This window comes from Heliomicrobium undosum (genome assembly GCF_009877425.1).
Classification (GTDB): Bacteria; Bacillota; Desulfitobacteriia; order Heliobacteriales; family Heliobacteriaceae; genus Heliomicrobium; species Heliomicrobium undosum.
Genome location: NZ_WXEY01000023.1, coordinates 36,135 through 50,782 on the forward strand (window position 1 = coordinate 36,135; position 14,648 = coordinate 50,782).

At 47.0% G+C, this 14,648-nt stretch carries 14 protein-coding genes, 3 tRNA genes and 1 pseudogene; 17 read left to right on the plus strand and 1 reads right to left on the minus strand.

Going from position 1 to position 14,648, the window contains the following annotated elements:
- Positions 1-76: 76 nt before the first annotated feature.
- The 8 genes from rlmD to GTO91_RS15020 all read left to right on the plus strand — a co-directional run bounded on the left by rlmD (position 77) and on the right by GTO91_RS15020 (position 8,616).
- The gene (gene rlmD, locus GTO91_RS14985) at positions 77-1,525 is read left to right on the plus strand and encodes a 23S rRNA (uracil(1939)-C(5))-methyltransferase RlmD (RefSeq protein WP_161259544.1); all 1,449 of its coding nucleotides are present in this window, start codon (positions 77-79) and stop codon (positions 1,523-1,525) included.
- 128 nt (positions 1,526-1,653) lie between these two features.
- A complete protein-coding gene (locus GTO91_RS14990) occupies positions 1,654-2,256 on the plus strand; it encodes a class I SAM-dependent methyltransferase (protein ID WP_161259545.1) in 603 nt (200 codons plus the stop codon).
- Positions 2,257-2,647: 391 nt separating this feature from the next.
- Entirely contained in the window at positions 2,648-5,263 is a 2,616-nt protein-coding gene (ppsA, locus tag GTO91_RS14995; RefSeq protein ID WP_161259546.1) for a phosphoenolpyruvate synthase, read from the plus strand.
- Between the two features lie 30 nt (positions 5,264-5,293).
- Positions 5,294-5,956 (plus strand): DUF6273 domain-containing protein, encoded by a 663-nt coding sequence (locus tag GTO91_RS15000; protein WP_207709038.1) that lies wholly within the window; start codon positions 5,294-5,296, stop codon positions 5,954-5,956.
- Positions 5,957-6,152: 196 nt separating this feature from the next.
- Positions 6,153-6,962 carry a MerR family transcriptional regulator gene (locus GTO91_RS15005; protein WP_161259547.1) on the plus strand — a complete coding sequence of 270 codons (810 nt, stop codon included), beginning with the start codon at positions 6,153-6,155 and terminating at the stop codon, positions 6,960-6,962.
- A gap of 100 nt (positions 6,963-7,062) precedes the next feature.
- Positions 7,063-7,737: a methyltransferase family protein gene (locus GTO91_RS15010; RefSeq protein ID WP_161259548.1), complete on the plus strand. Its 675-nt coding sequence runs from the start codon at positions 7,063-7,065 to the stop codon at positions 7,735-7,737.
- Between the two features lie 61 nt (positions 7,738-7,798).
- Positions 7,799-8,296: a DnaJ family domain-containing protein gene (locus GTO91_RS15015; RefSeq protein ID WP_161259549.1), complete on the plus strand. Its 498-nt coding sequence runs from the start codon at positions 7,799-7,801 to the stop codon at positions 8,294-8,296.
- Entirely contained in the window at positions 8,224-8,616 is a 393-nt protein-coding gene (locus GTO91_RS15020) for an iron chaperone (RefSeq protein ID WP_161259550.1), read from the plus strand. The genes GTO91_RS15015 and GTO91_RS15020 overlap by 73 nt, the downstream gene beginning before the upstream one ends.
- A gap of 19 nt (positions 8,617-8,635) precedes the next feature.
- Here the strand turns inward: GTO91_RS15020 and GTO91_RS15025 are convergent, their stop codons facing one another.
- Entirely contained in the window at positions 8,636-9,505 is an 870-nt protein-coding gene (locus GTO91_RS15025) for an AraC family transcriptional regulator (RefSeq protein ID WP_161259559.1), read from the minus strand.
- A 365-nt stretch (positions 9,506-9,870) separates the two neighbouring features.
- Here GTO91_RS15025 and GTO91_RS15030 point away from each other — a divergent pair, with 365 nt between their 5' ends.
- The 9 genes and pseudogenes from GTO91_RS15030 to GTO91_RS15065 all read left to right on the plus strand — a co-directional run bounded on the left by GTO91_RS15030 (position 9,871) and on the right by GTO91_RS15065 (position 14,585).
- Entirely contained in the window at positions 9,871-10,323 is a 453-nt protein-coding gene (locus GTO91_RS15030) for a hypothetical protein (RefSeq protein WP_161259551.1), read from the plus strand.
- A pseudogene (locus GTO91_RS18800) lies at positions 10,322-10,390 on the plus strand (SEC-C metal-binding domain-containing protein); the annotation flags it as partial. The gene GTO91_RS15030 and the pseudogene GTO91_RS18800, both read left to right, overlap by 2 nt.
- Positions 10,382-11,389: a hypothetical protein gene (locus tag GTO91_RS15035; RefSeq protein WP_407929535.1), complete on the plus strand. Its 1,008-nt coding sequence runs from the start codon at positions 10,382-10,384 to the stop codon at positions 11,387-11,389. The pseudogene GTO91_RS18800 and the gene GTO91_RS15035, both read left to right, overlap by 9 nt.
- Positions 11,390-11,522: 133 nt before the next feature.
- Positions 11,523-11,894: an MmcQ/YjbR family DNA-binding protein gene (locus GTO91_RS15040; RefSeq protein ID WP_161259552.1), complete on the plus strand. Its 372-nt coding sequence runs from the start codon at positions 11,523-11,525 to the stop codon at positions 11,892-11,894.
- Between the two features lie 36 nt (positions 11,895-11,930).
- Positions 11,931-13,475 (plus strand): helix-turn-helix transcriptional regulator, encoded by a 1,545-nt coding sequence (locus tag GTO91_RS15045; RefSeq protein WP_235919631.1) that lies wholly within the window; start codon positions 11,931-11,933, stop codon positions 13,473-13,475.
- A gap of 181 nt (positions 13,476-13,656) precedes the next feature.
- Positions 13,657-14,268, plus strand: a complete 612-nt coding sequence (locus tag GTO91_RS15050) for a methyltransferase family protein (RefSeq protein ID WP_161259554.1) — start codon at positions 13,657-13,659, stop codon at positions 14,266-14,268.
- An 80-nt stretch (positions 14,269-14,348) separates the two neighbouring features.
- Positions 14,349-14,423, plus strand: a tRNA-Cys gene (locus GTO91_RS15055).
- Positions 14,424-14,430: 7 nt separating this feature from the next.
- Positions 14,431-14,507 (plus strand) — tRNA-Val (locus tag GTO91_RS15060).
- A gap of 2 nt (positions 14,508-14,509) precedes the next feature.
- Positions 14,510-14,585, plus strand: a tRNA-Phe gene (locus tag GTO91_RS15065).
- Positions 14,586-14,648: the final 63 nt, after the last annotated feature.

The window sequence follows — 14,648 nt, forward strand, 5'->3', positions numbered from 1 at the left end:
CTAGTAAAAACGTAACCTCATCGCATAACAGACTGCCTTAAAGCAAAAGGATCAAGATTAATTTGGAGGTTTTTCCATGCGACCTGGCGATATCGATACCTTTTCCATAGAACGAATGACCTTGCAGGGGGAAGGCGTGGCTCGTCCCGGCGGGATGGCCCTCTTCATCCCTGAGTGCCTGCCCGGTGAGCGGGTCAAGGCCCGCGTCACCCAGGTGAAAAAGAATTTCGCCCGCGCCGAACTGCTGGAGGTGCTGGAATCGTCGCCTCAGCGGGTGGAACCGCCCTGCCGCGTCTTTCCGCGCTGTGGCGGCTGCCAACTTCAGATGATGGACTACGCCACACAATGCCACGTAAAGACGGAAGGAGTCCAGGACGCATTGCGGCGACTGGGCCGGCTGGAGAATGTCCCCGTTGGCGAGATCGTCGGCGCGGCGAACCCCTGGCGGTACCGCAACCGCGTGCAGATGCACCTGCGCCGAGAAGCCGGAGCGCCGGGAAAGCCTCTGCAAATGGGCTACTACCGCCTGTCCAGCCATGAACTCGTAGAAAACGACGAATGTCCTCTCCTGCCGGAGACCTTTCCACCGGTGCTGAAAGCACTGCGACGGCATTTACCTGACATCGACCCGGCGGGTGAACTGCCCATCCGCCATGTGGTCCTGAAAACAACAACCCCGCCCGAAGGGGCGGGGGAGATGATGCTGATCCTCGTCTTTTCTGCATGGCGCTCTGCCTGGCGCAAGGCTGTGGGAGAACTGGCGAAGCGGCTGATAGGGGAGCGACTCACGGTCGAAGGGCACACAGGCGAAAATCTCGCCAGACAACGTGCGGGAGAACAATACAACCTTGTCTCTCTCTACGTGAACGTGAACGAAAAAGGAGAGGGAGAGGTTCTCGGTCCGGACTACCCCTACCATGTGAGCAAGCCGGGCAAAGAGCGGCTCACCGACTATCTGCCTGGCGGACTAAAGATCGAAGTCGGCCCCGCCAGCTTCACCCAGGTGAATCCCCGGCAGACGGAAATCCTCTATCAACTGACGAAGGAAGCCTGCGGCCTCACCGGTCGGGAGACGGTTGTCGACGCCTACTGCGGTGTCGGCACGATCAGCCTCTTCCTGGCCCGCGACTGTGCCCGCGTCATCGGCATTGAAGAGGTCTCTATGGCGGTGGAAGACGCCCAGCGAAACGCCGAACGCAGCGGCATCACCAACGCCGAGTTTCTCACCGGCAAAGTAGAGGACCTACTGCCGTCGTTGCTCGAACGGGAGGGTGTTCCCGACGTGATCGTGTTGGATCCGCCTCGGCGGGGATGTCATGAGCGCGTGATCGAAGCGATCGCACAAGCCGGCTCTTCCCGTATCGTCTACGTCAGTTGCGATCCGGCCAGCCTGGCCCGCGATGCCGCGCGGTTGGCTGCTCATGGGTGGCAGGTGAAGCGGGTGACGCCGGTGGACATGTTTCCGCAGACGGGGCATACAGAAGCGGTTTGCTTGCTTGAACGTGGAAAAAGCAATGGTAAATAAGGGGTTTAAGCGGTTTTGGCGCAACAACTATTGAGAACCTTGAAGAGATAAAAAAGATGACATTGCATTTCTTGAGGAGATAAACAAGTGTTCTGAGGTTTTTCTAACGACAGATTGGAGAGGCAATAATGGGAAATACCGATATCTTTGAAATGATAGCTAATAAATATGACACTTCTGAAAGAATTGGAATTGCAAAGGTAATATCAGATGCCGTTCGTGAATATTTAGTTGACGCCAATAATAAAAATGCTATTGATTTTGGGTGTGGAACTGGTCTTGTTGGACTAAATTTGTTAAATGATTTCAATTCCATTCTCTTTTTGGATACATCGCAAAATATGATTAATCAAATGAAACATAAGATTACTGATTTTAATATTCAGAATGCAGATACATTGTGCTTTGATTTTGAAAAGGACGATCGATCAGATTTACACGCAGACTATATTTTTATGGCTCAGGTTCTGCTCCATATAAATGATATCGAGCCGGTTTTATCGAGATTATATGATGTTCTCAATGTAGGAGGGCATTTATTAATCGTAGATTTTAATAAAAATGAAGAAATAGTTTCAGATATGGTTCATAACGGATTTGATCAACAAAAGCTTATTGACCTTATGACTAAAATAGGGTATAGAGAAATTCAATCCAAAACTTTTTATACTGGAAGTAAAATATTCATGGGCCATGACGCATCTTTATTTATCCTTGATTCTCAAAAATAAAATTCAAGACGATATGTTTCCGCACACGGGCACGTGAAGCGCGTTGACACAATAGAGAAGAAATAGGCCGATATCAAAGGCTACGAAGGTTTTTAAGAAAAAAATGAAGCGTCTATGTTCCCCCAGCCTGATGGTTTGGGGGATTTTTTCTAGCATCAATAAAAGTCTAAAAATGTGAATTTAATTAAGATTAAGCCACGTGAAAATCTATTATCCTATTATACCCTATTATTTCTTACGAAAATCAAATACTTCCCCTGTTTTTATTATATCATACCAAATTTTTAAATAACAGGCTTATAATTCGAGCTTATCGTGGATATTATAGGAGCACTTATCACTTTACAGAGATCGCTTTACCCATACATAGAAAAGAGGAAGGAGAACATGTATGAATTCATATGTCCTTAGCTTTCGGGAAATTTACAAAACAATGTTACCCACGGTCGGGGGTAAAGGCGCCAACCTAGGGGAACTATCCAAGGTTCAGGGTATCTTAGTACCGGAAGGTTTTTGTGTTACCACAGAAGCATATAAAAAAATCACTGGAAATAATCAGGAACTAAACGGTTTATTAGATGAATTATCGGATCTTAGCGTAGAAGATAGGGAAAAAATCAGTGACGTGAGCAAGAAAGTTCGCATGGTCATCGAAAGAATACCGATTCCTAAGGATATAGCCGAAGAGATCGCCGGTTATCTCACAAAGTTTGGTGAAAAAGATGCCTACGCCATTCGCTCCAGCGCTACGGCTGAGGATTTACCGACGGCCTCCTTTGCCGGACAGCAGGATACCTATTTGAACATTATCGGTAGGGAAGCGATCCTAGAGCACATCAGCAAGTGCTGGGCATCGCTGTTTACCGAGAGGGCAGTCACGTACCGCCTTCAAAACGGCTTTGACCACCGTAACGTCCACCTGGCTGTGGTGGTTCAGAAGATGGTCTTTCCGCAGGCTGCTGGCATATTGTTTACGGCCGATCCCGTCACCTCGAATCGGAAGGTGGTATCCATTGACGCCAGCTTCGGACTTGGCGAGGCCTTGGTCTCCGGCCGGGTGAATGCGGATACTTATAAAGTGAGTGACGGCAAGGTGGTCGATAAGAAGATATCCGCCAAGAAGCTGGCGATTTATGCCGTACAAGATGGCGGCACGAGAGAACAGGAGATCGAGCCGGAGCGGCAGAATCGGCAAGCGCTGACAGACGAGCAGATTTTGCAGCTTGAGCGCATAGGCAGAAAGATCGAGGAACATTTCGGCGCCCCCCAGGACATCGAATGGTGTTTGGTTGATGATACATTTTATATCGTCCAGAGTCGGCCGATCACCACGTTATACCCCATCCCTGAAGCGAATGATCAAGAAAATCACGTTTACGTATCGGTCGGTCATCAACAAATGATGACCGATCCCATGAAACCATTGGGCTTGTCTTTTTTCCTGTTAACGACGCCTGCCCCCATGCGTCAGGCCGGTGGAAGGTTGTTTGTTGACGTCACGCCACATCTGGCTTCGCCTGTCAGCAGAGAAATGATCGTAAATACCTTGGGAAAATCCGATCCGCTCATCAAAGACGCGCTGATGACCATCATCGAGCGAGGCGATTTTATAAAATCGTTGCCAAATGATCAAAAAGAACAGAGCCCCAGTCAAAGCAACAAAGGCATGCCGTCTCCGGGTATTCAAGCACAAATCGAATACGACCCGACCATCGTTTCTGATTTTATGAAGCGTAGTCAAACATCGATAGAAGCGTTAAAACAAGAGATCCAATTGAAGTCAGGATCCGATGTATTTGATTTTATTCTCGAAGATATCCAGCAACTAAAGAAGATGTTATTTGGCCCACAAAGCTTGGCTGTGATCATGGCGGCGATGGATGCTTCAGCCTGGGTCAACGAAAAAATGCACGAGTGGTTAGGTGAAAAAAACGCAGCAGACACGCTATCTCAATCGGCGCCCAACAATATTACTTCGGAAATGGGCCTGGCGCTATTGGATGTGGCCGATGTGATTCGTCCGTATCCGCAAGTCATTGATTATTTACAACATGTAAAAGATGAAACCTTTTTGGATGAACTGGTTGCTTTTGATGGCGGGCAGAAATCCCGAGACGCTATCGACGCCTATCTCAACAAATACGGAATGCGTTGCAGCGGGGAGATCGATATTACGAAACCTCGTTGGAGTGAAAAACCAACTACCCTTGTTCCCATGATTCTCAGTAACATCAAAAACTTTGCGCCGAATGCCGGCAAGCGGAAATTTGAGCAAGGTCGACTGGAAGCGTTGAAAAAAGAACAAGAGGTATTGGATCGATTGAAGCAATTACCGGATGGCGAGCAAAAAGCCAAAGAGACAAAACAGATGATCGACCGAGTCCGGAATTTCATCGGGTATCGTGAATATCCAAAATACGGCATGGTGAATCGCTACTTCCTTTATAAGCAGTCTTTGCTGAAAGAAGCCGAACAACTGGTACAAGCCAACGTCATTCATGAAAAAGAAGATATTTACTATCTCACTTTTGAAGAACTTCGCGAAGTCGTACGCACGAATGACCTGGATTACAACATTATCTGCAAACGAAAAGAGGAGTACAAATTATATGAAAAACTGACTCCCCCGCGTGTGCTCACCTCTGATGGCGAGATCATTGCAGGTGAGTACAAACGAGAAAATCTCCCAGCCGGAGCAATTGTCGGTCTAGCTGTTTCTTCTGGCGTGATCGAGGGAAGGGCGCGTGTCATCCTAAACATGGAAGATGCTGATCTCGAAGATGGAGATATACTCGTCACCGCCTTTACCGACCCCAGTTGGACACCATTGTTTGTATCCATAAAAGGTCTCGTCACCGAAGTGGGGGGACTGATGACCCACGGTGCAGTGATCGCACGCGAATATGGCTTGCCGGCCGTTGTCGGCGTAGAAAACGCCACGAAACGGATCAAAGACGGGCAACGAATTCGCGTGCATGGAACAGAAGGGTATGTAGAAATCCTATAATGGGGAAGAACCATACCGGAGGATAACAATTTGAAAACAGTAGAATGGTACCGGAACGCGAAACCCGGCGAAATGATTACTTTCGGCGCTTATTCGCAGACGGGGGAAGGTGCGGACAGAACGCCGATAAAGTGGCGAGTGCTGCAAAATTCAGGGAGTGAGCTGTTCATTTTAAGCGAGTATATTTTGGACTGCAAGCAGTATCATAGCAAGTATATAGATATTTCCTGGCGTGACTCTGATTTGCGGAAGTGGCTGAACGATGCGTTTTATAACGTCGCGTTCAATGATTCAGAGAAGAGATGTATCAAGACTACACATTGCACGGACAATGGAGATAATAGTCCGGACACTGAGGACAAAGTTTTTTTGCTCAGCCAATCGGAAGTAAGAGAACTCACCGATAAATTTGTTGAAAGTCCTTTCAGTGTAAAGCGTCGTGCAATCGGCACAGAGTTTGCGAAAGCGAAGAAAAGTGATGGCTGCCACTTGTATGTGTACGATAAAACTGACAAACGCAATTATTTAATTGAAAACGAAAAGGAATGCGGCTGTTCCTGGTGGTGGTTGAGAACCCAAGGGAATCAACCCACCCGGGCATTTTTTGTTGGCCCTCGTAGCAGTGTGCGAAGTTATGGGGAGGTAACCCTGACTCGTGATGGTGTTCGCCCTGCACTAAAAATTAATGTTTAAATGGGAAGGCCAAAAATGTATAAAGAGAAAGCAATGGAAGAGATGAAGCACATTAACCAACGGCAGGGCAAAAGCCCTGTTTTTTTGTTACTATTATACGAAAGATTAATGTTGCGGTAATACCGAAAGCTTCCCCGAACGCAATTGACTCGACCCTTAGGGTGGGGTTTATAATGACCTTGAAGGTGGGATAACGGTGAAAAATCGAATAAAAATCAGCGATTTTGTGAAGTTGACTGGAAGTACATTAAAAACCATTATCTATTACCATAAGATCGGTTTACTTCCGGAACCGGAACGCTCCGCGGGAGGATACCGGTTATACGGGGCCGCGGAACTCACGCGTATGCAATTCATCAAGCACTTAAAATCCCTTGGGCTGGACCTAAAACGGATAAAAGAAATCTTAGGCGATAAACACAGTGACAAGACCTTGAGAGAGGTCCTGGAATCCTTGCGTATGAATCTGCTGAGCGAGAAAAAAAGTCTTGAGGAACGGTTAGAACAAATTGAATTATTACTGAGTGAAGACAAAGTAATACTCGATGAAGATATTTATCATTCTCCTTCTTTTCAGATGATCACGGAGATTTTGAAGCCCGAGCAAGTCGCGAATTATCAACAAACCTGCCCGGAACTCTTCGATCAACAGCGAAAAGTGTTTGGCCTTTTAGACGACTTTCAGTGGGGAGAGGATCACCGGGATACGTTTCGAGCGTTAGCCGAGCATTTTCAAGCTCACCCTGAGCAATATCAAATGGCTTTAGATTTAGGTGTGCGATTGTCGAACCTGTCTCATCTATCGGAGGACGATCCGGAAATTGAAATGCTAGCCCGGGAATCCACAGATTTTATTAAAAGCGTACCACAACTGAGGGCGTTGTTATGCAACCAGCAAGGGATAAAGCGACCCCTCACAAGCTTATACAACGATATGGCAGCCAACGTTTTGTCACCGGCTCGGATGAAACATATGCAACTCTTTCAAAAATATCTTAATTCATGATTTTTATAAAATTTTGCCTCTACAAATGATCGTTTCATGGTTATAAAAAGTCTTATAAAAAATCATTCATCCTTTATTAAGAGGATCGGAGGGGGTTTCAGTGAAAGGAGATACAGAACTGTCCAAGGGAAAAGCGTATCTTTTTCCGATAGTCATTATGATCGTGATGGGTGTCATCATCTTTCTGCCGGCTGGTTCTTTCAGGTTTTGGCAGGCTTGGATATGGTGGTGGGGTTTATTTGCACTGATGATGTTCACGACGGCATTTTTTCTGAAAAAAAGTCCTGAACTGCTGTTAAGACGAACGAAGTCTAAGGAAAAAGAAGTTACCCGCAAACCCCCTGCCATCTTGAAATTGTATTTTCTCGGATTCATTATTCCCGGTTTTGATTTTCGCTTTCATTGGTCATCCGTGCCTGTATGGATGATTATTGCTTCGAATGTTCTGGTTTTCTTAGGCTATATATTCATTATCATTGTCTTTAATGAAAACAGGTACGCTTCAACGGTTGTCCAGGTCGAGCAAGAACAATCAGTCATCACAACAGGCCCCTACGCCATTGTTCGCCATCCCATGTATTCGGGAATGTTACTCATGTCGCTGTTTTCTCCTCTGGCTCTCGGGTCCTACTGGGCAATCATTCCTTCGCTGTTGATCATACCGTCATTAATTCTGAGGATAAAAAACGAAGAAGAAGTGCTACGAAAAAAACTAGCGGGATACAACGATTATTGTTTAAAGACACGTTACCGTTTGATTCCGTCAATCTGGTAACCGATTTGAATGTAAGGTATGACATTTTCATGAATCGTTGTCTAAAGGAGCTGATACTGGTATGTTCGAAAAGCTGGTTGAAGCAAAAATTCAAGAGGCCATGAGAAATGGCGAATTTGATAACCTTCCTTTGGGCAAACCCATCGATCTGGATTACTGGGCAAGCCTTCCGGAGGATATACGCGCCGGATACATGTTGTTAAAGAACGCAGGATACGCACCAGAAGAAGTGCAATTAGTAAACGACATGGGGAAATTACGCGAACAACTGGCCGGCAACAATAAACAAGACGAAAAAGCAGTTATTATTAAAATGCTTAAAGAGAATGAATTAAAATATAATATAATGATGGAAGTGCGAAATCGGAAAAAAAGAAAACAACTAATAAAACAGAATCATGCAAGGGCAGCAGATAATCAAATCGCCTATAGAGAGTGTTGCGTTGATCGAATGAGTCAAAGAGTTTGTGATGAAAGGAAAAAGCCATGGAAGGAAACCAGGCCACTACTGTTGACGAGTACATTTCACAATTTCCTTCTGAGGTTCAAGACATCTTGAGCAGATTCCGAAAGGTGATCAAAGAGGCGGCTCCAAAAGCGGAAGAGAAGATCAGCTACCGAATGCCGACCTTTTATCTGCATGGAAACCTCGTGCATTTTGCCGCTCATAAACACCATATCGGTTTTTACCCAGCCCCCAGCGGGATCGAGGCGTTTCAAGAGGAACTATCGCAATATAAAAGCGCGAAGGGCTCGGTGCAGTTTCCCTTTGAAAAGCCCATGCCGTATGAACTTATTCGAGAGATCGTCAAGTTCCGAGTGGCCGAGAATCAAAAGAAGGCGGAAGGCAAAGGGAAAAAGAAGCAGGGTGATCGCTGATCACCCTGCTTTATCACAGCTATTTCTTGATCACAGGAATCCAAATCTCGCTCTTGTAGTTCGGGCTGCTCGTGTCCTTGCTTTCGTTCCACAGGATCTCCGGTCCGCCCGTGAGTTCATAGCCCGAGGTGGGAAACCATTCCGAATAGATCCTTGCCCAGACATCTTGCAGCGCTTTCGGAAACTCCCCGATGGCGGTAAACACCGCCCAGGTGCCGGCGTCCACAGGCAAAACGGTCCAGCGTTCCGGGACAGGCTTTGTTGTGGCGACACCGATGTACTGGTCCAGCAATGTCCCTTCCGCCCGGCCTTCCGTAAAATTGGCCGATACGCATAAGATGCCTCTCGGCTCCACATTCGAAAGTTGCTTCAATTCGATGAAGTCTTTCTCCGTCAGGCTGGCCCACATATCGTTCATTTGGGTGTTTACGCCCTCGTAAACCAGCGTGATCCGCTTCTTGATTCCGGCGATTTGAAAAGCGTCCTTTTCTACGATGCGATAATCCATTTCGTTGCCTCCCCTGATGATCAATTGAAAGGTCATGGGCGGGAATGCTTTTAAGACGACATCCCGCTTTCTGGCTTCCGTCGGCGTGACGCCATGCAACGCCTGAAATGCCCTGGTGAATGAATCCGGCGAATCGTATCCGTACTTGACGGCCAGATCAATCACCTTCACATAGCTGTTTTGAAGCTCCGAGGCCGCCAAGGCAAGCCTTCTGCGACGAATATACTCACTTAGGGTAAAACCGGATAGGAATGAAAACATCCTCTTGAAATGATACTCGGAACAACAAGCAAGTCTCGCGACTTGTTCAAAGTCAATCTCTCCGGCCAAATTCTCTTCAATATAGTTCATGGCAAGATTGACCTGTTTTAGCGCATCCACGCGCACGACCTCCTTTCTTCTGTATGATAACAAAGGTAAAATGGATATATCCGATATTATCGGCACCAGAATTGCATGGTCGCCGATCTTGCCCACGGGCGCTGTGGCGTGGGGCCTTTTATACGGATATGAACTGAGTTCACGTCGCAGAAAACCTGTTATCATCTTAGAGCACACAGTGGTAATTGGCTATTCTAAGGGTGGATATGGCGTCCTGAAAGGTGCCTTAAGCAAGCCCGATCAGTCGGGTTACTACAATGCTTTTTTTCAGACTCCCTTGTTCTTAAAAAAAACTTAGGGAAACAACCGGCATACGGATAGATAGACAATGTTAGGTCTAAATTAGAAATGAGGTAGCGTTTCAAATGAATAAAGAGATGGTTGATTTTTTACCCCTAAAGGAAATGATAGAAAAAGAACAGGAAATTCAAACAATACTAAAGAAATCGGAAAACAATATATACATTGTTCCGCTAAAAGAAGCAACAAATAGTAGTAATTTTTTGCAAATTACCTTTCGGATTAATGAAGAAACGTTGGTGTTATCATGGCTATATCTATTGCATGAAAACAAGGGTACCGGCTCAAGGATAATTGAATGGTTAATAAATTACTGCACAATGAACAATTTGAATATTTTTAAAATAGTAAATGTTGAAAGAAACAAGAAAGGTATGAGGGAGTTATGTAAGAAGTATAATTTTTTCGAAATAAAATGCAAAGAAGAATTTAGTGATTATTATTTGTACATCACACCGGATAATTATCAGGAAACCCATTTTTCGGAGGATTTGAAGGGGAAGATTCATTTTGAATAAGATAGGTAGGAATGACCCTTGTCCCTGTAGCAGTGGCAAAAAATACAAGAAATGTTGTATGAGTAAAAAGGATGATGATGAATTTACTAAACCAGTAAATTTCTTGAGAAATTACAAGGAATTAAAGCGCGAGTCAAAAATTAAACAATGCTTACACCCATGTAAAGATGAATGTTCTGAAAGGATTATTGGTGCACATTCATTACAAAACAACAAAATCTTAAAACAAATTTCTGATAATGGATGTGTATATATGCCTTATCCCAAAAACGATAACCCCTTTGCAGTCATAACAAAATGGGGGAGAAAGGAAGCTACTGTATTTACCGGTTTTTGTGGATATCACGATAACGAACTTTTTAAGCCCATTGAAAATAATACATTTGATTACAGTGATGAACACATTTTCTTATACACATACCGATGCTTTGCGTTAGGTTATCACCGGAAACTAGAAAACGTAAATTTACAGCATAAAATTTTGGGAAGAAGACCGTCACTAATAGGTATCGATGACATAGATCAACTATTTTTGGGTGAAAAGTTAGCAGTAAGTGATCTGGAAGAATGCAAGGAAGTGTTTGATCGAGCGATAATAAGTAAGCAATATAACGTTCTTACGAGTGTCGTTTGGAAATTCGAGAAAACAATAAATTTTGCTGCTTCTGGGCATACCGCATTGTGTAAAGATTTAAATGGCGAATTAGTGCAGGACATCATGGATATTCACACGCCAATGAAGCACGTATTCTTTACTGTTTTTCCTGAAGGAGATAAAACTCTTTGCCTTTTATCCTGGGTAAAAAATAAACACGATATCTTCGCGAATTACAAAAGCCAATTGTTAAATTTGTCCGATAATGAACGCATTATATATTTGAATAACTTAATACCTATGGAAGCTGAGAACATTGTTATTAAGCCGTCTGCCTGGGAATCGTTTCAAAGCGATAAAAAAGATGAGTTTGGGGCATTGATGTGGGGGATGGGACAATTTTCTGATATGATTGGAGGAGAAAGTTATAATATGTTGGAATCGCCATCATTTAATCTTTTTGAACTGTAGAAGCTAAAATCTTACTTTATCGTAGATGAAGTAATTCTAAAACAATTAATAATCAAAGAACTTTGGCGGATGTTCTGTAAATGAGCAGCCGCCCTCCAATTAGAGGAAATCATAACTGTTTGGGGGTGCTCGTATGAAATACAATTGGCTAGATGAATACTGCCTCAGCAAAAAAGGCGCTGAAAAAGACTTTCAGGTCGATTGGAACGCCACACGGTACATGATCCGAGGAAAAATGTTCGCCCTTCAGGGATGCAACAAGGAAAACAAGCCGATCATCACGGTCAAGCTCGACCCGATGTATGGAGACTTTCTGAGAAGGCAATACAACGACATTGTGCCCGGCTACTACATGAACAAAACCCATTGGAATTCGCTGTCGCTCGACGGAGATGTTCCCGACGACGTGGTCAAAGACATGCTGGATAAATCCTATGAACTCATCTTCAACAGCTTAAGCAAAAAGGTTCAGAAAGAAATCACCGGTTCAGCCGACACGCCGTAATCGTGAGCGCGAAACCAGGGGGCCGCAGTGTTGATAATGGAAAGCGCAGAACTGCGACAGACGCTCTATACCATCCTCGAAACAAAGGACGCACAAGCGCTCTTCGCCTGCATGGAAGAAAACCTGCCGTCCTTTTTCGCAACCCCCGACATCCCCGAGTTCTATCACATCCTAAAGGACGTCGATCTCTCCACCTGCCCCAACCTTACCCCGAAACTCATGCTGGCCTGGATGGCCTTTTTAAGCGGCGATCACGCCGGCCTTTTCCCCATACTAAAAAGCATCGACGAAGCGGAACTGCAGGGGCCGCCGCAGTGTTCCCTCTTTTACACCCTCAAGGCGATGGTGGGCTACCTGACCGATCCCCAGGAAGGGCTGCGCTACGCCGAGATCGCCATGGACATCCTACCCGACGGCGACACTCCCAGTGACGCTTCTTTCTACTCCGCCAATGCGCGACTGACTTACGGCCAACTGCTGGCCAACTCGGGCCAGTACCGCCACGCCGCCGAACTGTTCGCCGCCGCCTATCACCAGTTCGACTCCTTGAACCTCGCCTTTCCCGCTTCCGTCGCCCTGGTCAACGAAAACCTCAACCGGTTCAAGCTGGGTGAGTTCGCCGGCGTCATCGACCGGTGCAATGAAGCGATGATGAAGGCCGGCCGTTTTCAAGGGGAGACGCAACGCTTCTGGGACGCCTTGCACCTGCCGCTGGGCATGTGCTGCTATGAACTGAACAAGCCGAACCTGGCCATCAGGCACCTCAACGCGGCCAAGGCGTGCATCGACGCCTTCGGCCTCTTTCACATGCACGGCATGGTCGAACTATATCTCTTCAAGTGCTTTACCCTGCTGGGCGATCTGGCGGCCATGGAGCGCCTAAAAAACGAAACGATCGCCAAATTCGAAACGGTGTGCTTCCAGCCGACCGACGCGATTATCTCGTTGATGCGGATCCTTTCCTGCCCGCAGCCGGACAGCCCGGCAATCCAGCCGGATATTGAGAAGTTCGAATTGGAATTTATAAAAAACAGGCGCGGCTGCAACGCCATGATCGTCGATGTCCTCGTCTATCTCCGGCTGCAAGGCTTTAGCGATGTCGTCGCCATCGAAGACCTGGAAACGCGGCTGGAACGGCTCCGCTACATCGGCCACATCCCGCAGATCCAGACGGCATTGCTGCAAATCGCCGAACTTCACCATCTGGAAAATCGACCGCCCATCGCCTGCAACTACTTGCGAGAGGCCGTCAACATGGTTAAGGAATTCGGCATTAGCGCCTGCTTTCACGCCATGCCCCTGAGAACCCTCGGCTTGCTGCAAAAAATCGAACCCCGGCTCTTTGCGACCCTCTCCAAACAAGAAAAGGGCGCCGCCGCGCCGGCCGACGCGGTGCTCACCGCCCGCGAACGGGAGATCATGGGACTCATCGCCCAGGGCAAGAGCAACGACGAGATCAGCAAAGCCCTTTATATCGGCATCGGAACGATCAAATGGCACATCAACCACATCTTCGGCAAGTTGGAGGTCAAGAACCGGGTCCAAGCCATCGCCAAGGCGAAAAGCCTCGGTGAAATCTAGTCCTCATCAAACCCCATTCAATAGAACCCGCCTAGCACCGCTCACCTAGCCCAGCCCACCTAGTCCCGCCCACATAGCCCTGACCGAGTCCACCCTAACCCCGGCCCCTAACCTGGGTTAGGCTTTTTTCTGTTTAAAACCCGCTACAATGAAATCACCAAGCGGGAGGAGGTTTTTTAGCATGGAAACGCTGCAAAGCCATTTTCACCAGTGGGGAGCGGTGCTCTTTTTCACCGTCGTCTATGCCGTCGCTTTGTTGTTCGTGCCCTTTTACAAGAAGATGAACCGCAAACCGGCCACGGCCTACATGGCCTTCGTGCTCGCTTTTGCCATTGAGATGCATGGCATCCCCATGAGTATGTACCTGATCTCCTGGGGCATCGGCAAAAACCTGCCCGAAGGCTTCTTGTGGGGACACACCCTTTTTGACCAGATCGGCTACACGGGGATGTACCTGAACATCGCCTGCGCCACCGTGGCCCTGATTATCATCGCCAACGGCTGGTACAACATCTACCACAAATACTGGTCCAAAGAATCGGGTAAGGGGAAGGTCGTCAAGACCGGGGTGTACCGGTACATCCGCCACCCCCAGTATACGGGCTTTATGCTGCTGACCGTCGGGATGATCTTCGAGTGGGCCACGCTGCCCATGCTGCTCATGTGGCCCTTCATTGCCGTCATGTATTACCGCCTCGCCAAGAGGGAAGAGCAGGACATGATCCGCGAGTTCGGCGAGGAGTATGTCATGTACATGCAAAAAACGAAGCGGTTTATCCCCTTCGTCATCTGAATCGGTTTGCGTTCATTTGGATGAAAATAACATTGACATTCCCGTGACTTGCTGGTAAGATACAATTCCGTCACGGGTACGGCGGCGTCGCCAAGTGGTAAGGCAAAGGTCTGCAAAACCTTTATACCCCAGTTCGAATCTGGGCGCCGCCTCCAAATATTCGGGCGATTAGCTCAGATGGTTAGAGCGCTTGCTTGACATGCAAGAGGTCAGCGGTTCGATTCCGTTATCGCCCACCATTGCCTCGGTAGCTCAGTCGGTAGAGCAGAGGACTGAAAATCCTCGTGTCGGTGGTTCGATTCCGCCCCGAGGCACCATTTCACGGAGGGATTCCCGAGTGGCTAAAGGGAGCAGACTGTAAATCTGCCGGCTCTGCCTTC